The organism is Mycolicibacterium doricum, from assembly GCF_010728155.1.
GTDB lineage: Bacteria > Actinomycetota > Actinomycetes > Mycobacteriales > Mycobacteriaceae > Mycobacterium > Mycobacterium doricum.
This window is the reverse complement of sequence record NZ_AP022605.1, coordinates 623,801-641,270: the sequence shown is the minus strand read 5'-3', so window position 1 is coordinate 641,270 and position 17,470 is coordinate 623,801. Positions and strand designations below refer to the sequence as shown.

At 68.7% G+C, this 17,470-nt stretch carries 21 protein-coding genes; 1 reads left to right on the top strand and 20 read right to left on the bottom strand.

Translation table 11 applies throughout. From position 1 onward, the window contains the following. Nucleotide 1 precedes the first annotated feature (1 nt). The 16 genes from rplX to G6N07_RS03160 form a co-directional block, all read right to left on the bottom strand. A complete protein-coding gene (gene rplX, locus G6N07_RS03235; protein WP_085192402.1) occupies nucleotides 2–322 on the bottom strand; it encodes a 50S ribosomal protein L24 in 321 nt (106 codons plus the stop codon). Then, complete coding sequence (gene rplN, locus G6N07_RS03230; RefSeq protein WP_011558441.1) at nucleotides 323–691, bottom strand: 50S ribosomal protein L14; 369 nt, start codon at nucleotides 689–691, stop codon at nucleotides 323–325. 252 nt (nucleotides 692–943) lie between these two features. Then, the gene (locus tag G6N07_RS03225) at nucleotides 944–1,816 is read right to left on the bottom strand and encodes a formylglycine-generating enzyme family protein (protein ID WP_085192403.1); all 873 of its coding nucleotides are present in this window, start codon (nucleotides 1,814–1,816) and stop codon (nucleotides 944–946) included. 16 nt (nucleotides 1,817–1,832) lie between these two features. Then, nucleotides 1,833–4,193 (bottom strand): arylsulfatase, encoded by a 2,361-nt coding sequence (locus tag G6N07_RS03220; protein ID WP_085192404.1) that lies wholly within the window; start codon nucleotides 4,191–4,193, stop codon nucleotides 1,833–1,835. 213 nt (nucleotides 4,194–4,406) lie between these two features. Continuing rightward, the gene (rpsQ, locus tag G6N07_RS03215; protein ID WP_085192405.1) at nucleotides 4,407–4,718 is read right to left on the bottom strand and encodes a 30S ribosomal protein S17; all 312 of its coding nucleotides are present in this window, start codon (nucleotides 4,716–4,718) and stop codon (nucleotides 4,407–4,409) included. After that, nucleotides 4,718–4,951: a 50S ribosomal protein L29 gene (gene rpmC / locus G6N07_RS03210; RefSeq protein WP_085192406.1), complete on the bottom strand. Its 234-nt coding sequence runs from the start codon at nucleotides 4,949–4,951 to the stop codon at nucleotides 4,718–4,720. The genes rpsQ and rpmC overlap by 1 nt, the downstream gene beginning before the upstream one ends. Next, on the bottom strand, nucleotides 4,951–5,367 hold the full coding sequence (gene rplP / locus G6N07_RS03205; RefSeq protein ID WP_085192407.1) for a 50S ribosomal protein L16: 417 nt from the start codon (nucleotides 5,365–5,367) through the stop codon (nucleotides 4,951–4,953). The genes rpmC and rplP overlap by 1 nt, the downstream gene beginning before the upstream one ends. A 2-nt stretch (nucleotides 5,368–5,369) precedes the next feature. Further along, on the bottom strand, nucleotides 5,370–6,233 hold the full coding sequence (gene rpsC, locus G6N07_RS03200; protein ID WP_085192408.1) for a 30S ribosomal protein S3: 864 nt from the start codon (nucleotides 6,231–6,233) through the stop codon (nucleotides 5,370–5,372). Continuing rightward, nucleotides 6,233–6,745, bottom strand: coding sequence for a 50S ribosomal protein L22 (gene rplV / locus G6N07_RS03195; RefSeq protein WP_085192409.1), 513 nt, complete (start codon nucleotides 6,743–6,745; stop codon nucleotides 6,233–6,235). The genes rpsC and rplV overlap by 1 nt, the downstream gene beginning before the upstream one ends. Next, nucleotides 6,742–7,023: a 30S ribosomal protein S19 gene (gene rpsS / locus G6N07_RS03190; RefSeq protein ID WP_011558433.1), complete on the bottom strand. Its 282-nt coding sequence runs from the start codon at nucleotides 7,021–7,023 to the stop codon at nucleotides 6,742–6,744. Before rpsS ends, rplV begins: the two co-directional genes overlap by 4 nt. Before the next feature lie 21 nt (nucleotides 7,024–7,044). Beyond that, nucleotides 7,045–7,881 (bottom strand): 50S ribosomal protein L2, encoded by an 837-nt coding sequence (rplB, locus tag G6N07_RS03185; RefSeq protein ID WP_085192410.1) that lies wholly within the window; start codon nucleotides 7,879–7,881, stop codon nucleotides 7,045–7,047. Between the two features lie 32 nt (nucleotides 7,882–7,913). Next, on the bottom strand, nucleotides 7,914–8,216 hold the full coding sequence (gene rplW, locus G6N07_RS03180; protein WP_085192411.1) for a 50S ribosomal protein L23: 303 nt from the start codon (nucleotides 8,214–8,216) through the stop codon (nucleotides 7,914–7,916). Next, entirely contained in the window at nucleotides 8,216–8,890 is a 675-nt protein-coding gene (gene rplD / locus G6N07_RS03175) for a 50S ribosomal protein L4 (RefSeq protein WP_085192412.1), read from the bottom strand. The genes rplW and rplD overlap by 1 nt, the downstream gene beginning before the upstream one ends. After that, the gene (gene rplC / locus G6N07_RS03170; RefSeq protein ID WP_085192413.1) at nucleotides 8,891–9,568 is read right to left on the bottom strand and encodes a 50S ribosomal protein L3; all 678 of its coding nucleotides are present in this window, start codon (nucleotides 9,566–9,568) and stop codon (nucleotides 8,891–8,893) included. It abuts the gene before it with no gap. A 12-nt stretch (nucleotides 9,569–9,580) separates the two neighbouring features. After that, nucleotides 9,581–9,886, bottom strand: coding sequence for a 30S ribosomal protein S10 (gene rpsJ, locus G6N07_RS03165; RefSeq protein ID WP_003883485.1), 306 nt, complete (start codon nucleotides 9,884–9,886; stop codon nucleotides 9,581–9,583). A gap of 329 nt (nucleotides 9,887–10,215) precedes the next feature. Then, nucleotides 10,216–11,823: a carboxylesterase/lipase family protein gene (locus G6N07_RS03160; protein ID WP_085192464.1), complete on the bottom strand. Its 1,608-nt coding sequence runs from the start codon at nucleotides 11,821–11,823 to the stop codon at nucleotides 10,216–10,218. A 114-nt stretch (nucleotides 11,824–11,937) separates the two neighbouring features. On the opposite strand from G6N07_RS03160, the gene G6N07_RS03155 reads away from it, so the two are divergent. Next, nucleotides 11,938–12,600: an aspartate/glutamate racemase family protein gene (locus G6N07_RS03155; protein WP_085192414.1), complete on the top strand. Its 663-nt coding sequence runs from the start codon at nucleotides 11,938–11,940 to the stop codon at nucleotides 12,598–12,600. On the opposite strand, the gene mftG is transcribed toward G6N07_RS03155, so the two are convergent. From mftG to mftD, 4 genes are all read right to left on the bottom strand, one after another. After that, a complete protein-coding gene (mftG, locus tag G6N07_RS03150) occupies nucleotides 12,587–14,005 on the bottom strand; it encodes a mycofactocin dehydrogenase MftG (protein ID WP_179960016.1) in 1,419 nt (472 codons plus the stop codon). The two genes, G6N07_RS03155 and mftG, sit on opposite strands and share 14 nt — an antisense overlap. 38 nt (nucleotides 14,006–14,043) lie before the next feature. Then, nucleotides 14,044–15,453 carry a mycofactocin biosynthesis glycosyltransferase MftF gene (mftF, locus tag G6N07_RS03145; protein WP_085192416.1) on the bottom strand — a complete coding sequence of 470 codons (1,410 nt, stop codon included), beginning with the start codon at nucleotides 15,451–15,453 and terminating at the stop codon, nucleotides 14,044–14,046. Continuing rightward, nucleotides 15,450–16,181, bottom strand: coding sequence for a mycofactocin biosynthesis peptidyl-dipeptidase MftE (mftE, locus tag G6N07_RS03140; RefSeq protein ID WP_165756776.1), 732 nt, complete (start codon nucleotides 16,179–16,181; stop codon nucleotides 15,450–15,452). The genes mftF and mftE overlap by 4 nt, the downstream gene beginning before the upstream one ends. Nucleotides 16,182–16,274: 93 nt before the next feature. Beyond that, nucleotides 16,275–17,468, bottom strand: a complete 1,194-nt coding sequence (mftD, locus tag G6N07_RS03135) for a pre-mycofactocin synthase MftD (protein ID WP_085192417.1) — start codon at nucleotides 17,466–17,468, stop codon at nucleotides 16,275–16,277. Between the last annotated feature and the right edge of the window lie 2 nt (nucleotides 17,469–17,470).

The following is a 17,470-nucleotide window of genomic DNA, read 5'->3' as shown; positions in this document are numbered from 1 at the left end:
GTCAGCCGATGTCCTTGCCGTTGCGCTTCGAGATGCGCACCTTCTTGCCGGTCTCTTCGTCGAAGCGGTAGCCGACGCGGGTGGGGTTGCCGTCGGAGTCGACGACCATCACGTTGGACACGTGGATCGGCGCCTCCTGGGTGACGATTCCGCCCGACGATGCGCCGCGTTCGTTGCTCGAGACCGCGGTGTGCTTCTTGATGCGGTTGACGCCCTCGACGAGGATCTTGTTGCGTGCGGGGTAGGCCCGGATGACCTTGCCCTTGGCACCCTTGTCTTTACCGGAGACAACCAACACGGTGTCGCCCTTGTGGACCTTCATCTACAACACCTCCGGGGCCAGCGAGACGATCTTCATGAAGCGCTTCTCACGCAGTTCGCGGCCGACGGGCCCGAAGATGCGGGTGCCGCGCGGATCGTTGTCGTTCTTGATGATCACGGCGGCGTTCTCGTCGAACTTGATGTAGCTGCCATCGGCGCGGCGACGCTCCTTGACGGTGCGCACCACGACGGCCTTGACGACGTCGCCGCGTTTGACGTTGGCGCCGGGGATGGCTTCCTTGACGGTGGCCACGATGACATCACCGATGCCTGCGTAGCGTCGCGATGAACCACCGAGCACGCGGATGCACAAGATCTCCTTGGCGCCCGTGTTGTCGGCGACCTTCAACCGCGATTCCTGCTGAATCACTCGATCTCCTGACCTGGTTATGTCTGCACGCCAGGCGAAGCCCACCGCCGGGCCGGGGCCCGGACGCGACCTGACGTACGCGGTCCTTGCTGTCACCGAAGAGCACGCAGGGCCGGTCCGCGATGAGCGCCTGCGCGAGGAGCGTCAAGCATCGTCGATCGGCCGAGGTCTGCCCAAGGCAACCGTTTGATTCTAGGTGAGGACCTGCGGAGAACCAAATCGCCGCAGGTCAGCGTCCAGTGTCCGGCGGTGTCAGGCCACGCAGCGAAAGCCGATGTGCGTGGTGGCGCTGTCCTGTGACTGCGGCGACCGCGCGGCGGGCCGGTACCGGTGACAGTACTCGGGGGCGCACAGATGGGAGCCGCCCTTGAGCGTCTGGTTGAGGGCGGGGTCGGCATCGGCTGGGCCACAGCATGATTCGACGGCGCCGTCGGGCCGGTGGTGCGCCGAGAACCGGGTGGTCGTCCATTCCCAGACGTTGCCGATCATGTCGACCAGGCCGAACTTGTTGGCGGGGAAGGTGCCGACCGGGGAGGTGCCGACCCAGCCGAGCGCGCCGTCGTTGCGGTACGGGAACCGGCCCTGCCAGGTGTTGGCCATCAACTGTCCGCCGGGCTGCGCGTCGTCGCCCCAGGGATAGGTGGTGGTGGCACCGGCGCGTGCGGCGTACTCCCACTGCACTTCGGTGGGCAGTCTGCGGCCGGCCCATGTCGCGTAGGCGGCCGCGTCCGGGTAGGCGACCTGGACGACGGGGTGGTCGGGACGGTCGCGCCAACTCGATTCCGGGCCGTGCGGACGGCGCCAGCACGCCCCGGGCGACCACGTCCACCACTGCCGCCAGTCACGCAGGTCCACGGGCCCTGGAGTCGGCTGGAACACCAACGCGCCGGGCACCAGGTCGGCCGGCGGCACCCCCGGGTACAGCGTGGGGTCGAGTTCCCGTTCGGCGACGGTGACATGGCCGGTGGCGTCGGCGAACGCCGCGAACTGTGCGTTGGTGACGGGATGCCGCTCGATCGCGAAGGGGGCGACGGCCACCGTGTGCACCGGCACTTCCTCGGGATAGAACTGCGTCGAGCCCATCCGGTAGGCGCCGCCGGGCAGTTCGACCAGCTCGGTCAGCATGTCTGAAGCGTACGGGTCAGTCCCTCGCGAAGGCGCGGGCGAACTCACGATCCAGGTCGAGGTAGGGCTTGCCGGAGACGTCGAACGAGATCTGGGCGATGGTGCCGCCGGTGAACTCGAACGGCGGCCGGTAGTCGCGCGACACCGGCGAACCGGTGTTGCGCCCGACGGCGAGCGTGGCGCCGGCCAGGCCGAACGTCCCGGGATGGGTCCGCACGCCCGCCAACGTGGCGACCTCGTCGTCGTCGACGTAGAGGACGGCGTCACCGAGCGGCGTGTGGCTGCCCTCGACGGTGCCGGTCCGGGTGTAGGCGATGCCGAAGGTGTGGCTGCCCCCGGTGATCGGCACGGACGAGGAGAGCTTCTGTTCGGTCTCGCCGAGGAAGTTGTAGACGTAGTGCAGACGGCCGTCCTGCACGAACATCACGTGCCCGCCGTGTGCGCCACCGTGTTTGAACACGACTCCCTGTGCGTCGTCGTCGTCGACGGTGACGTCGGCGAGCACCACGAACGAGCGGCCCTGGATCTCCACGACGGCGCCCATGCCGACGTCCGCGGTGCCCGGGTAGTACACGTAGGCGTCGCGGGTGCCCGAGAGGGTGGGCCGGAAGCGCCCGATGGTGTCGAGCATGTTGAGGTCACCGAGCGGCAGCCCGTTGTACTTGGCCGCCTCGCTGAACCACAGCGCCTTGAGTTCCTCGAGCTTCTCGGGATGTTCGGCCGCCAGATCATGGGCCTGTGCGCGGTCGGCCTCGATGTGGAACAACTCCCACCGATCGTCGTCGAAGTGTGACCAACCGGCCGGGGACGCGGCGTGCACGGTGTTGGCGAACCAGCCCCGGTGCCAGATCCCGCGGGTGCCGAGCATCGAATAGAACTGGGTGTCCTTACCCGTGGGTGCGGTCGGGTTGTCCAGGGTCACTTTGAAACTCACGCCGTCGAGGGGCTTCTGCGGCACCCCGCGCACCGACGCGGGCGCGGTGATGCCCAACAGGTCGTAGACGGTCGGGGTGATGTCGCAGACGTTGACGTAGTTGTCGCGCACTTCGCCGTGTGCGGCGATGCCCGCGGGCCACGAGATGATCGCCGAGTCGGCGATGCCGCCTTCGTGGGAGGCGTAGCGCTTGAACAGTTTGTACGGCGTGTTGAACGCCATGGCCCAACCGGTCGGATAGTGGTTGTAGGTGTGCGGGCCGCCGAGCTCGTCGATGACCTTGAGGCCCTCCTCGGCAGTGTCGATGTAGCCGTTGAAGAACTTCGTCTCGTTGACCGAACCGTCCGGCCCCCCTTCGCCGCTGGCTCCGTTGTCGGAGATCACGACGATCATGGTGTTGTCGAGCTGACCCGATTCCTCGAGGTAGTCGAGGATCCTGCCGATCTGCGCGTCGGTATAGGAGAGGAAGCCGGCGAAGACCTCTGCCATCCGGCTGAACAGGCGCTTCTCGCTGTCGGACAGGGAATCCCACGGCCGAACGGTGTCCTGGGTGGGCCACGGCTCCCCGTTGGGTCCGGTGACGTCGGCGTAGGGGTTCATCGGCGAGAGCTCGGTGTCCGGCGGGACGATCCCGAGGCGCTTCTGGTTCTCCAGCACGATATCGCGGTACTGCTCGTAGCCGATGTCGAAGCGGCCCGCGTAACGGTCGGCCCACTCGGTGAACACGTGGTGCGGGGCGTGCCCGGCGCCGGGACACAGGTAGGAGAACCACGGTTTTTCCGGAGCGATCACCTTGGCGTCGCGGATGAACTCGATCGTCTTGTCCGCGAGGTCCTTGGACAGGTGGTACCCGTCCTCGGGGCTCGCCGGCGGCGCGACCGGATGGTTGTCGTAGACCAGTTCGGGATACCACTGGTCGGTTTCGCCACCCAAGAACCCGTAGAACCGTTCGAAGCCGCGCGACAGCGGCCAGTGCCGTTTGGTGGCAGCCAGATTGGACTCCTCGAGCGGGGTCAGGTGCCACTTGCCGACGCAGTAGGTGTTGTATCCGTTCTCGGCGAGCACCTCTGAGATCAGCGCGGTGTCGAAGGGGATGCGGCCGTTGCAGTTCGGGAAACCGTCGGTGAATTCCTCGATGGTGGCCATGCCGACGGTCGTCGGGTTGCGACCGGTGAGCAGGGAGGCGCGGGTCGGCGAGCACAGCGCGGTGGTGTGGAACTGCGACAGACGCACACCGCGTTCGGCGATGCGGCTCATCGCCGGCATCTCCACCAGGCCGCCGAAGCAGTCCCACGTCGCGATGCCGGTGTCGTCCCACACCAGATACAACACGTTTGGCGCACTCTCGGGTGCGGTCGGCGCGGCGTAGGGGCCCCAGTCCGGCTCCGAATCCCGGATGTCGAGGGCGATTTTGCCGTTGAAGGCGTTGTCTGCGGATGCCATGGCCGGCCTCGCTCACGGGGTTGGGTGCATAACGGTCGCCCGGAGACTACACCGGCTTGGTGTCGCCGGTCTCGTTGATCAAAGGCGGCCGGTGGATCAAAGACGGCCAATGGATCAAAGACGGCCAATGGATCAAAGACGAAGACCCCACACGCCGAGCGTGCGGGGTCTTCGAGGCATGCAGTGAGAGGTCGGCTCTTGGCCTTCTCCAGGCTACTTGGCCTTCTCCAGGATCTCCACCAACCGCCACCGCTTGGTGGCCGACAGCGGGCGGGTCTCCATCAGCGAGACCCGGTCGCCGACGCCGGCGTCGCCGTTCTCGTCGTGTGCCTTGACCTTCGTGGTGGTCCGGATGATCTTGCCGTAGAGCGGGTGGCTCTTGCGGGACTCCAACTCGACCACGATGGTCTTGTGCATCTTGTCGCTGACCACGTAGCCGATCGCCGTCTTGCGGCGGTTACGCGGCTTCTCGGTGCGCGGCGTGTACGCCGGCCCCTTGCCCGAGTCGGTTTCAGTCTCTGCCATTACGATTCCTCACCTGCGGGTCCAGAAGCCAGACCCAGTTCACGTTCGCGCAGCACGGTGTACACGCGCGCAATCTCCTGCCGCACGACACGAAGCCGGCGGTTGTTGGACAGCTGGCCCGTGGCCATCTGGAAGCGAAGGTTGAAAAGTTCTTCCTTCGACTCGCGCAGACGCTCGGTCAGCTCGTCGTCGCTCAGCTCGCGCAGTTCACCAGGTGCCACTCCGACTGCCATCAGAAGTTCTCCTCTCTGGTCACGATGCGCGCCTTGATCGGCAACTTGTGGATCGCACGGGTCAGCGCTTCACGCGCGGTCTTCTCGTCCGGGTAGCTGAGCTCGAAGAGCACGCGGCCGGGCTTGACGTTGGCGACCCACCACTCGGGTGAACCCTTACCGGAACCCATGCGGGTCTCGGCGGGCTTCTTGGTCAGCGGGCGGTCCGGGAAGATGTTGATCCACACCTTGCCGCCACGCTTGATGTGCCGGTTGATGGCGATACGAGCGGACTCGATCTGCCGGTTGGTGATGTAGGCGTGCTCGAGCGCCTGGATGCCATAGTCACCGAAGCTCACCGTCGTGCCACCGCTGGCGATGCCGCGCTGTCGGGGGTGATGCTGCTTGCGGTGCTTGACTTTACGAGGGATCAGCATGCTCAGCTCCCTGAATTCTCAGTAGTCGATTCGGCGGCAACCGCATCCGCAGCGGCAGGCGCCTCGGCGTTGGCCGCGACGCTGCCGACCGGGGCCGCACCGGATGCGGCACGCCCGGCGTCGGTGCTCGTCGCCGTGGTACCCGACGCACCGCTGCGACGCGGGCGGCTGCCCGACGGACGCTCACGGCGCGGGCGGTCGGAACCCGCGGGCGCCGCGGCGGTCAGCTCACGCTTACCGCCGACGATGTCGCCCTTGTAGATCCACACCTTCACCCCGATGCGGCCGAAGGTGGTCTTGGCCTCGTAGAGGCCGTAGTCGATGTCGGCGCGCAGCGTGTGCAGCGGGACGCGGCCTTCGCGGTAGAACTCCGAGCGGCTCATCTCGGCGCCGCCGAGACGGCCCGAGCACTGGACCCGGATGCCCTTGACGTTGGGCTGACGCATGGCGGACTGGATCGCCTTACGCATCGCGCGGCGGAACGCCACCCGGTTGGAGAGCTGCTCGGCGACACCCTGGGCGACGAGCTGAGCCACCGACTCGGGGTTCTTCACCTCGAGGATGTTGAGCTGCACCTGCTTCTTGGTGAGCTTCTCCAGGTCGGCGCGGATGCGGTCGGCCTCGGTACCGCGGCGGCCGATGACGATGCCCGGACGCGCGGTGTGGATGTCGACGCGAACTCTGTCGCGAGTCCTCTCGATCTCCACGTCGGCGATGCCGGCGCGTTCCAGACCGGTGGCCAACAGCCGCCGGATCGCCACGTCTTCCTTGACGTAGTCCTTGTACTGCTTGTCTGCGTACCACCGCGACTTCCAGTCGGTGGTGATGCCGAGGCGGAAGCCGTGCGGGTTGATCTTCTGGCCCACTACTGCGAGCCTCCCTTCGCTTCTTCGGAAGCTTCAGTGGTCGTTACGGCTTTCGCCGGGGCCTTCTTCGCCGCGGCGGCCTTGCTGGCCTGCGCGCGACGTGCGCGTGCGCCACCGGCGGCATCGCCGCGGCGGCCCTCACGGCTCGGGCGGCTCTCGACGACCACGGTGATGTGGCTGGTCCGCTTGCGGATCCGGAACGCACGCCCCTGGGCGCGCGGCCGGATACGCTTGGCGGTCGGGCCCTCGTCGGCGTAGATGGCGGCGACCACGAGCGTCGACGGGTCGAGACCCTCGTTATTCTGCGCGTTGGCCGCAGCACTCGCGATCACCTTGGCGACCGGCTCACTGGCCTGCTGAGGCGCCCACCGCAGGATGTCGAGGGCCTCCTCGACGCGCTTGCCGCGGACCAGGTCGATGACGCGGCGGGCCTTGCTCGCCGAGATGCCCACATAGCGGGCGATCGCCGTCGCATTGGGGTACGTAGACGGATTCGTCGTTGCTGTACTCATCGCCTCTTGCTCTTCCGGTCATCCTTGATGTGACCCTTGAAGGTGCGGGTGGGGGCGAACTCGCCCAGCTTGTGCCCGACCATCGCCTCGGTGACGAACACCGGCACGTGCTTGCGGCCGTCGTGGACCGCGAAGGTGTGCCCGATGAAGTCGGGGATGATGGTCGACCGACGCGACCAGGTCTTGATGACCTGTTTGGTGTTCTTGTCGTTCTGGACGTCGACCTTCTTGAGAAGATGGTCGTCGACGAACGGACCCTTCTTCAGGCTGCGTGGCATTGCTTTGGTTCCTTCCCCGGCCTAGCGCTTCTTGCCGGTGCGCCGGCGTCGGACGATGAGCTTGTCGCTCGGCTTGTTCGGCTTGCGGGTGCGGCCCTCCGGCTTGCCCCACGGGCTGACCGGGTGGCGACCACCGGAGGTCTTGCCCTCACCACCGCCGTGCGGGTGGTCGACCGGGTTCATCACGACACCGCGGACGGTCGGGCGCTTGCCCTTCCACCGCATCCGGCCGGCCTTGCCCCAGTTGATGTTGGCCTGCTCGGCGTTGCCGACCTCACCGACGGTGGCGCGGCAGCGCACGTCGACGCGACGGATCTCGCCGGACGGCATCCGCAGCGACGCGTAGGCGCCTTCCTTGCCCAGCAACTGGATGCTGACACCGGCCGAGCGGGCCAGCTTCGCGCCGCCACCGGGCCGCAGCTCCACCGCGTGGATCACGGTGCCGGCGGGGATGTTGCGCAGCGGCAGGTTGTTGCCCGGCTTGATGTCGGCGTTGGCGCCGGACTCCACGATCGCGCCCTGCTTCAGCCCGTACGGCGCGATGATGTAGCGCTTCTCGCCGTCCAGGTAGTGCAGCAGCGCGATGTTCGCGGTGCGGTTCGGGTCGTACTCGATGTGGGCGACCTTCGCGTCGACGCCGTCCTTGTCGTGGCGACGGAAGTCGATGACGCGGTAGGCACGCTTGTGGCCACCGCCCTTGTGCCGGGTGGTGATCCGACCGTGTGCGTTGCGTCCGCCCTTACCGTGCAGCGGGCGGACCAGCGACTTCTCCGGGGTCGAGCGAGTGATCTCGGCGAAATCGGAGACGCTGGCACCGCGGCGACCCGGGGTCGTCGGCTTGTACTTGCGAATTGCCATTTCTTTTAAGTCTCTCTAGCTTCTCGCCCGGCTCAGGCCGGTGCTCCGAACAGGTCGATCGGCTTGCTTCCCGCGGCCAGCGTCACGATGGCGCGCTTGGTGCTCTTGCGCTGGCCGAAGCCGGCGCGGGTGCGCTTGCGCTTGCCCTGCCGGTTCGCCGTGTTCACCGAGTCGACCTTGACCTTGAAGATCTTCTCGACGGCGATCTTGATCTGGGTCTTGTTGGAGTCCGGGTGCACGACGAACGTGTAGACGTTGTCCTCGATCAGCCCGTAGGACTTCTCGGAGATGACCGGCGCCAGGATGATGTCGCGGGGATCTGTCACGGTTGCCATCAGGCCGAAGCACCTTCCTTTTCAGTGCGTGCTGTCTGCGCGTCGATGTAGACGTTGAGCGCCTCGACGCTGAAGATCACGTCGTCGGCCTTGAGCACGTCGTAGGTGTTGAGCTGATCCGGTGAGATCACGTGCACGCCGGGAAGGTTGCGCACGCTGCGCTGGCCCGTCTCGTCGGTGCGGCCGATGACGATCAGGACCTTGCTGTTCTCGGCGGCGCGGTCGGACAGCAGCGACGACACGAACGCCTTGGCGCTCTTGGTCGACGGGGTCTGCCCCCCCACGAGTTCGGTGACCGCGTGGATGCGACCGTTGCGCGCCCGGTCCGACAGCGCCCCGCGCAGGGCGGCGGCGATCATCTTCTTCGGGGTGCGCTGGCTGTAGTCGCGCGGCTTTGGGCCGTGGACGGTGCCACCACCGGTGAACTGCGGCGCCCGGATCGAACCCTGACGCGCGCGGCCGGTGCCCTTCTGCCGGTACGGCTTCTTTCCGCCGCCGGAGACCTCACCGCGGGTTTTGGTCGAGTGCGTGCCCTGCCGCTTGGCGGCCAGCTGCGCGGTCACCACCTGGTGCATCAGCGCGATGTTGGCCTCGACGTCGAACAGCTCAGCGGGCAGCTCGATGGAGCCGTCGGTGGTCCCGGCCGGCGTCTTGACCTCAATTGTGGTTGCCATTTACTTCTCGCCTCGCTTGATTGCGCTGCGGACCATCACCAGTCCACCGTTGCGTCCGGGGATGGCGCCCTTGATGAGCAGCACGCCCTTCTCTGCGTCCACCTTGTGCACGACCAGGTTCTGCGTGGTCACCCGGTCGTTGCCCATGCGGCCCGACATGCGGGTGCCCTTGAACACGCGGCCCGGGGTGGCGCAGCCACCGATCGAACCGGGCCGGCGGTGCACGGCCTGGGCGCCGTGCGCGGCCCCCTGGCCCTTGAAACCGTGGCGCTTCATGGTGCCGGCGAAGCCCTTGCCCTTGCTGGTGCCGGTGACGTCCACGTAGGCGCCTTCGGCGAAGACTTCCGCAGTGAGCTCCTGGCCGACCTCGTAGTCAGCGGCCGCCGACTCGTCGTCGAGCCGGAGCTCGGCGAGGTGGCGCCGCGGGTTGACGCCGGCGGCGGCGAACTGACCGGTCACCGGCTTGTTGACCTTGCGGGGGCTGATCTCGCCGTAGGCGATCTGCACCGCGCTGTAACCGTCGCGCTCCGGGGTGCGGATGCGCGTCACGACGTTGGGGCCGGCCTTGACGACCGTCACCGGCACGACCTTGTTGTTCTCGTCGAACACCTGCGTCATGCCCAGCTTGGTGCCCAGAATGCCGCGCCGCGGTGCGGCCGAACTGCTTGAGCGTGCCATTTCTCGGGTCTCCTACTGGATGTTCACGTCGACGCTGGCCGGGAGGTCGATGCGCATGAGCGCGTCGACGGTCTTCGGCGTCGGGTCGAGGATGTCGATCAGCCGCTTGTGGGTACGCATCTCGAAGTGCTCACGCGAGTCCTTGTACTTGTGCGGTGAGCGGATGACGCAGTACACGTTCTTCTCGGTCGGCAGCGGCACGGGGCCCACCACGCTGGCACCGGTGCGGGTGACCGTCTCCACGATCTTGCGCGCCGAGGCGTCGATGGCCTCGTGGTCGTAGGCCTTGAGCCTGATGCGGATCTTTTGTCCCGCCACGCGTTCCTACCTCACTCCTGCTTGTTGCCCGCGCCGGGAAAGCCCAGCGCGACCTGGTGTCGGCTGTCGCCGCCGCTGTTTACCTGTCTGTGGTCCACCGGTCCCCGCGGTCGGGTGTGTCGCCCTACGCGCGCTCAGATGCGGCGGAAATCTCCGTCACACTCGAGAGGTGGGACCGATGCGCCCGTACGGGCGCCGGTCGGATGCCCCCGCGGGGCGGTCCGAACAGGCACCGTCCCGGCTCAAGGCAACCCGAACAGTATGCCTGACGATCGTGGCCTCGTCCAAATCCCTGGACAACCTTTGCCGACCAGCGGGCGGGAGCCCTCTCAGTCTTCCAGGTCGGCCCAGAAGGCGCACTGGTGTTCCTGCGCGAACGCCGTGGTCACCCTGCTGCCGTCGGGCCGCAGCGAGAGATAGGAGCCGTCGCCGAACTGTGGCCACGGGGGAGCGCCGGGGGCCGACGGGGTACCGGTGGCGACGAAGGCGCTCCAATAGTCGATCATCGCCTCCGACAGCGCCTGTTGCCGCGGCGACAGGGGCGGCGCCCCGCCGACGTCGAAAAGGTAACGCAATTCGAGTGAATGGCCGGCGCCGACGGGGAACGGCAGCGTCTGCAGCGGTTCGGGGGCGGGCGCCTGCCGGTCGTTGAACTCGTAGGCGTAGACGGGTGCCGCGCCGCGGAGTTCTGTGGCCATGCGGTCGGCGACACACGCGAACTCGGCGTCGGTGACCGTTGCCGCGTAGGCGAGCGGGACGCTTGCGCGGGAGTCGGGGCCGAAGCGGTCGATCGGGTAGCGCGCGGCCACCTGCGCGGCGTCCGGCCCGAACGTGTCGGCCAGCAGGCCGGGGTACTGCTCGGGGGTGTACCGGTAGTCGTCGCGCAGGTAGCGCATCGCGACGAACAACGTGAACTCGTCGCGGTTGGTGCCGATGAGCACCGGCACCGGCGCCGCTGTCCCGTCGGCGATGGCTCGGACGGGGTCGACCGGCAGCGCCGTGGTGCCGGTGACCGGTCCGGTCAGCCGGTCCGCGCCGATCTCGACGAACCAGACCGGTTTGCGCAGTGTGTCGGCGGGCAGCGCGCGCAGGCAGTCGGCGGCGGTGCCCGGGTCCGGGCAGCCCACGCCGGCGGCGTAGTCGAGGCTGCGTTGTTCGGCCACGGGTAGCGGCGCCTGGGCCTGGCAGGGGGCGCTCTGGATGATCGCGGCGGCGAACAGGCCCTGGGAACCGGGTGCGACGAGGTGATCGCACACCGACATGCCGCCGGCCGACTCGCCGGCCACGGTCACCCTCGCGGGGTCGCCGCCGAATTCGGCGATATTGTCGCGTACCCATCGCAGTGCGGCCTGCTGATCGGCCAGTCCGTAGTTGCCGACGTCGCCTGCCGAGCCCAACGCGGGGTGCGCCAGGAACCCCATCGTGCCGAGCCGGTAGTTGACGGTGACGACGACGATCTCGCCGCGGGCGGCCAGCCGACGGGCGTCGTAGATCCCGCCGCTGCCGTTGACGAACGCGCCACCATGGATCCACACCATCACCGGCCGCTTCTCGTCCGACGCCGGCGGCGTCCACACGTTGAGCCTCAGGCAGTCCTCGTCGGTCTGCCTGCCGAGCTCAAGGTCACCGCCCGGGTCCTGCAGGCAGCGCGGACCGGAACGGGTGGCCTGCCGTTCGCCGTCCCAGGCGGGTGCTGGCTCGGGCGGGCGCCAGCGCAGCCTGCCGACGGGCGGCGCGGCGTAGGGGATGCCGGCGAACAACCGATGGTCGTCGGCGACGGTGCCGCGCAGCGCACCCGAGGCGGTGCGGACCAGCGAGGGATCGGCACGCGGCGCGGGATCGGGCCGGTCCGACGGCGCCGTGGACGTGCATCCGGTCGCGAGAACGAGCACCAGCACGAGCGCCGCCAGCCGGCGGCGAACCGGTCCGGGCTGCACGCCCCTGACAGTACCGGCCGGCGACCCGGAATCCTCGCGGTCCTCGGATCCCTCCGGCATGGGCCATGCTGACCGCGCTGTCGACCGAAATGCGCCGCCGCTAACCTGGCTGCCGTGCGGCTGCTCCTGGTGAACCCGAACACGACGGCGTCGATGACGGCGGCCATCGCCGCAGGCGCGACGGCGGCAGCGCATCCGACCACGGTCGTCGAGGCGGTGAACCCGACGGCGGGGCCGGCCAGCATCGAGAACGACGACGACGAACGCCGTTGCGTCCCGCCTCTCCTCGAGGTCCTCGGCCAGGCTCGCGCTCGGGTGCGCGACCGCCCGGACGCGTACGTGATCGCGTGCTTCGGCGATCCGGGCCTCGACCGGGCACGGGCGCTGCTCGACGCGCCGGTGCTCGGCATCGCCCAGGCGGCCATGCATGCGGCCGCCCTGCTCGCCGGCAGCTTCTCGGTGGTGACGTCGATGTCGGCGACCGTCCCGCGCGCCTGGCAACTCGCCACGGCGTACACCCCCTCCGCGTGTCTGGGCGTGTACGCCTGCGACATCCCGGTGCTGCGCATCGACGCCGACCCGGCCACCGTCGACCCGATCGCCGAACTGTGCAAGCACGCCTTGCGAGTGGACCAAAGCCGCTCCATCGTGCTCGGCTGCGCGGCGATGGCCCGCTTCGCCGACCCGCTGTCGCGTCGGCTTGGTGTCCCGGTGGTCGACGGTGTGGCGGCCGCCACCCGGCTGGCCGAGGCGCTGGCACCGCTCAGCCTGCGATGAACTCCGCGGCCCGGTGCCCGATCATCGCGATCGTCGCATGCGGGCCCCGGCTGGTGATGGCCGGCATGACGGCACCGTCGACCACCCACAGCCCGTCGACCCCGCGGACCCGGCACTGTGCGTCGAGCACAGCCCGCGGATCGCCGTCGCCACCCATCGGCGCCGTCCCAGCCAAATGCTGCGATGTCGACCACGAAGCTTCGCCCGAATGCACTGTGCCGTCAAGAATTTCGTGCGCGGCCGCGGCCCCTGCGGCGAGATCAGCCACGTCGTCGGGCTCGCTGTCGTAACGGTGCTCGATCATCGGGGGAACCAACGGATCGGCTGACACGAGGGTGACGCGGCCCCGCGACCGCGGTCGCATCAACGCGACGCCGAGCTGCGGACGGTCGGCCGAATCATGGCCGGCGCCGTGCACCATCGCTGCGAAACCCGTTGTGTAGGGCCGGATCTCCAGACCCGAGTCGGTGGTGAGCACCGCCTCCAGTGGCGGCAGGCCGTGCGTCGGTGTGCACCGCAGCGGGATCACCCATTCCGGATGATCGGATGTCGACGCACCGACGGGCACATCGGACCACACGTGAATACCCAAGGCGCATAGGGTGTCTGCAGGTCCGACACCGGAGAGCATCAACAGCTGCGCGCTGGAGATCGCGCCGGCGCAGAGCACGATGCGGTCCGCCGGCACGGTTTGCGCGCCGAACGGGCCCGTGCATTCGACGGCCACCGCGCGGCCCCGCACGATCTGGACGCGGGTGACCCGGGTGTCGGGCAGCAGGTCGAGGTTGCCGCGTTCGAGGGCCGGCTGCAGGAACGCCCCGCCGGGGCCGACGCGGGTTCCGCTGTCGAGGTTCAGCGGCACCGCACCCACACCGTCGGCGGGGACGTCCGCGTCCAGTCCGCTCAGATCCTCCACCCACCGGAAGCCGGCGTGACGGGTGGCCTCGACGAAAGACGCGGTGCAGCGGTCGAAGTCGCGAACCCGGCGGACCGTGATCGGCCCGCGGTCGCCGTGCAGCGGTCCGCCGAAGTCCAGGTCGGTCTCGATCGCCCGGAAGTGCGGCAGCACGTCGCGCCAGGTCCAGCCCGGGACCCCCCACCCGTCGAAGTCAGCAGGCAGCCCGCGGCAGAAGTACCCGCCGTTGACCGCACCCGATCCGCCGACGACCGCGCCCCGCGCGATCTGCGTGCGACGGACCGGTGCGTCGGTGAGGGTGGTCAGGTAGTGCCGGACCACCGAGCTGGCGGTGCCGATGGGCAGCCGCAGACCGTCGCTAATCTGCTGCGCCACGCGTGGGTCGGACGGGGCGGGCCCGGCCTCCACCACGGTGACGTGGCACTGCGGGTCGGCAGAAAGACGTTCGGCCAACACCGATCCGGCGCTTCCCGCGCCGACGATCAGCACGTCACGGGGATGAGGCGTGGGTGTGGGCAAGGCAGCCTTTACGTTCGGATCTGCGGTTTCAGCGCACCGAGGTGCCGTTGGTGCACCACCCCGGTCCACAGTCCGAGCCCGTAGGCGATGTCGTCGAGCCGGCGCAGCAGCACATAGGTCAGCAGTCCGACCTGTTCGGTGTCCTCGACGGTGCCGCGCCGCGCCGCCCAGTCGACGACACCGTCGAGCACCGCGGCGATCAGCACCACCTGCCGGCAGCGTCGCGACACCACGGCGGCGAGCAGGGCGATCGGCCAATAGTGCCGGCAGATCGCCGATGCCAGTTGCAGCGCCGCCGACCACAGTCCGTGCGCGGCGATCGCGGCCACCTGCCGCGGTTCGGTCTCGACCGAGCGCAGTGAATTGGCCACCCGCCGGGCGGTCAGACCCGCGGCGAGCACCGACAACAGGTAGCCGATACCGCTGCCCATTGCCATCAGCACCCAGACCACCAGCGTCCACCCCGAGATCACCAGCGGCGCCGTCTTGCCCGGATGCCGCTCCGCCAGCGGCGCCGCCGACGTCCCGTAGAACGCCTTGCGGCGGAACCACTCCCCCAGCTCGGTCCGGTGGTCGTGGGCCACCAGGGCGATCGGCTCGTAGCGCAACCGGGCTCCCGCCTCCACGAGCCGCCAGCACAGGTCGACGTCCTCGCCTGAGTGCAGGGTCTCGTCGAACCCGCCCACCGCGTCGAGCATCCGCCTCCGGCAGATGATCGCGGCGCTCGGCACGTAGGCCACCGGCCCGTACGGCACCACCGGTGCCTCCCGGCGCCCGAGATCGAGCGACGAGCGCACCGCCTCGTACTTGGCCACCGGGTTGTCGGCGATGCGCAGACCCACGATGCGCGGCGCCACCAACGCCACCGCCGGATCACAGAAGTGTCCCAGCAACGCCTCGAGCCACCCCCGGCGCGGAAGTACGTCGGAGTCGAGGAACGCGACGAAGTCGGTGCGGCATGCCGCGGCGCCGGCGTTGCGGGCGGCCGCCGGCCCCTTGCTGCGGTCGTGCCGGATCAGCTGCACATCGCAGTGCGCACCGGCCATGTCACAGGGCTCGATTGGCACCGCAGATCCGTCGTCGACGACGATGACGCGCAGACCACGCAACGAACCGAGAAGGCGCCGCAAACCGAATAGGTTGTCGCGCACCGGGACCACGACCGTGACGTCACGGTGTGAGGGTCCGCTCGCGGGGCGCGGGTGCGCGACGGTGGCATCGAGGAGTGTGCGCGCCAACTGGGCGCTCTTGGCGTCGCGCACCTCGAGCCGGCCGCCGCTGAGCATCGTCTGGGCGGCAGGCGCCAGCCGCAGCAGCCGGGTGGGTGAACCGCCCAGCAGCGCCGCGCCCTCAGCGAGCACCCTGACCCGCCGGTCCACCTGCACGGCAAACCCGTCGGGCAGCCGGGGCCCGGTCATCGCAGCATCCCGTGGTGGTCGGGCACCCAGCGCGTGATCCGGTCGGCGCAGTGCCGGACCATCCGGCCGAACAACTCGGCGCCGTCGACCCCGGTGGCCGTCGTGGGGTCGCCGAGCACACCGACCTCGCTGACCGCCGCGACGCCACCCTGACGCAGTTGCGGCATCAGGTCGCGCAGTGCTGTGGTGTTGCCGCGCTGCCAGTGGTCGGCGTGCACGTCGTCGGGCGAGATGTGCAGCAGTACAGACGTTTCGGTATGGCCGGCGTGCGCGTCTGCATCTTCGGTGAGGCACGGACACCAGGCGACGTCGCGCTCCTCGTATCGCAGCAGCGCGGTTGCACCGGCGAGGGCCTCGGTGTTGCCGCCGTGGCCGTTGACGAACACCACCCGAGATGCCCAGTTGGTGGCCGACCTGCCGAACTCGACCAGCAGCAGGCGTAGCGCGGCGGTGCCGATGGAGATGGTGCCGGGGAAGCTCTCGTGTTCACCGCTGGCGCCGTAACCGACGGCAGGTGCCAGAGACCAGTACGGCCCCAGCGTGGCCGCCACCTCTCGGGCCACCGCCGTGGCGATGCGGGTGTCGGTGTCCAGCGGAAGGTGAGGTCCATGCTGCTCGGTGGAGCCTACCGGAACGATCAACGCCGCAGACATGCTGCGCAGCTGCCTCGACGTCGAGTTCCCAAGCTCGCTGGGAAACGCCACCCCGCGATCGTAAGCCGCATTCACCTGGCGTGCACCGGTCGTTGTGCAGCGAATTCGATTGATTTCATCCCGGAAGCACCGTATGCCCCGTGCGTCACAGCAAGTGGTTGTTGCCGATCACGTCTGGTCGGCGGTCGGCACGCCGAGCGCGCGGGTGAAGCCGTCGGGCACGAGGATGTCGTCGGGCCCCAGGTCGTGGATCGAGGCGCGTCCGAGTCCCATGAGCGCGGAGTCGATGCCGCCTCGGAGGATGTCGAGGACGTTCTCGACGCCGGCCTGGCCGTTGGCGGCCAGACCCCACAGGTAGGCCCGGCCGATCATCACCGCGCGGGCGCCAAGCGCCAGTGCCTTGACGACATCGCTGCCGCGGCGGATACCACCGTCGAGCAGGACCTCGACCTGGTCGCCGACCGCATCGGCCACCGCGGGCAGGCATCGGATGGTGGCCGGAGTGCCGTCGAGGTTGTTGCCGCCGTGATTGGACACCGAGATGGCCGAAACACCGGCGTCGACAGCGCGTCGGGCGTCGTCCACCCGCACAATGCCCTTGAGCATGAAGGGGCCGTCCCACCGCTCGCGCAACCACGCGATGTCCTCCCAGGTCGGCGGCGGCGTGTTCATCCACTCGCCGTAGACCTGGAAGAACGCCGGTCCCGGTTCACCGCGGCGGGCCTGGTTGGGGACCCGCAGGTCGGGCGGGCTGAGCGTCTTGCCGAAACCCCACAGCCAGCGCGGCTTGGTGATCACCTCCGGCGACATTCTGAACATCGTCCTGAGGTTCATCTGTTCGGGGATCTTCGGGCTGCCCCAGTCCCGGCCGTGCGAGAAGCTCCAGTCGGTTGTGACAATCAACCCCACCGCACCGGCCTCCTTGGCCCGCTGCACCCTCTCCAGGATCGTCTCGCGGCCGCCCAGCCAGTAGATCTGGAAGAAAACCTTCGGGTTGGCAGCGACCACCTCTTCGATGGGCTTGCTCGCGAACGAGGACAATCCCATCGCGGTGCCGCGGGCCGCCGCCGCGCGGGCGACCGCGACCTCGCCGTCGGGGTCGACGGCCTGCACGCCGGTCGGCGAGATCATGACCGGCATCGAAAGCTCTTGTCCCATCACGGTTGTCGACAGGTCACGCTTCTCGGGGGCACCGACGACATGCGGGGCGAAGCCGAGTTCGGAGAAGGACTCCACGTTGTCGGAGACCGTCAGTCCCTTCTCGCTGGCGGAGATCAGCGAGGAGTACACGGATTTGGGCAGCCGCTTCTTCGCCCGCTGCTGGGCGATGGCGACGGTTTCGAACCACTTGTCGCGGGCCACGT

What these genes read in the sequence shown, in the direction of transcription:
- rplW (WP_085192411.1), bottom strand. Translation starts at nt 8,216, where the DNA reads ATGGCAACCGTGACAGATCCCCGCGACATCATCCTGGCGCCGGTCATC.
- rplC (WP_085192413.1), bottom strand. Translation starts at nt 9,568, where the DNA reads ATGGCACGCTCAAGCAGTTCGGCCGCACCGCGGCGCGGCATTCTGGGC.
- rplB (WP_085192410.1), bottom strand. Translation starts at nt 7,881, where the DNA reads ATGGCAATTCGCAAGTACAAGCCGACGACCCCGGGTCGCCGCGGTGCC.
- rpsQ (WP_085192405.1), bottom strand. Translation starts at nt 4,718, where the DNA reads ATGGCAGAGACTGAAACCGACTCGGGCAAGGGGCCGGCGTACACGCCG.
- rplV (WP_085192409.1), bottom strand. Translation starts at nt 6,745, where the DNA reads ATGAGTACAGCAACGACGAATCCGTCTACGTACCCCAATGCGACGGCG.
- rplD (WP_085192412.1), bottom strand. Translation starts at nt 8,890, where the DNA reads ATGGCAACCACAATTGAGGTCAAGACGCCGGCCGGGACCACCGACGGC.
- rpmC (WP_085192406.1), bottom strand. Translation starts at nt 4,951, where the DNA reads ATGGCAGTCGGAGTGGCACCTGGTGAACTGCGCGAGCTGAGCGACGAC.
- G6N07_RS03225 (WP_085192403.1), bottom strand. Translation starts at nt 1,816, where the DNA reads ATGCTGACCGAGCTGGTCGAACTGCCCGGCGGCGCCTACCGGATGGGC.
- rplX (WP_085192402.1), bottom strand. Translation starts at nt 322, where the DNA reads ATGAAGGTCCACAAGGGCGACACCGTGTTGGTTGTCTCCGGTAAAGAC.
- G6N07_RS03220 (WP_085192404.1), bottom strand. Translation starts at nt 4,193, where the DNA reads ATGGCATCCGCAGACAACGCCTTCAACGGCAAAATCGCCCTCGACATC.
- rpsS (WP_011558433.1), bottom strand. Translation starts at nt 7,023, where the DNA reads ATGCCACGCAGCCTGAAGAAGGGTCCGTTCGTCGACGACCATCTTCTC.
- mftF (WP_085192416.1), bottom strand. Translation starts at nt 15,453, where the DNA reads ATGACCGGGCCCCGGCTGCCCGACGGGTTTGCCGTGCAGGTGGACCGG.
- rplP (WP_085192407.1), bottom strand. Translation starts at nt 5,367, where the DNA reads ATGCTGATCCCTCGTAAAGTCAAGCACCGCAAGCAGCATCACCCCCGA.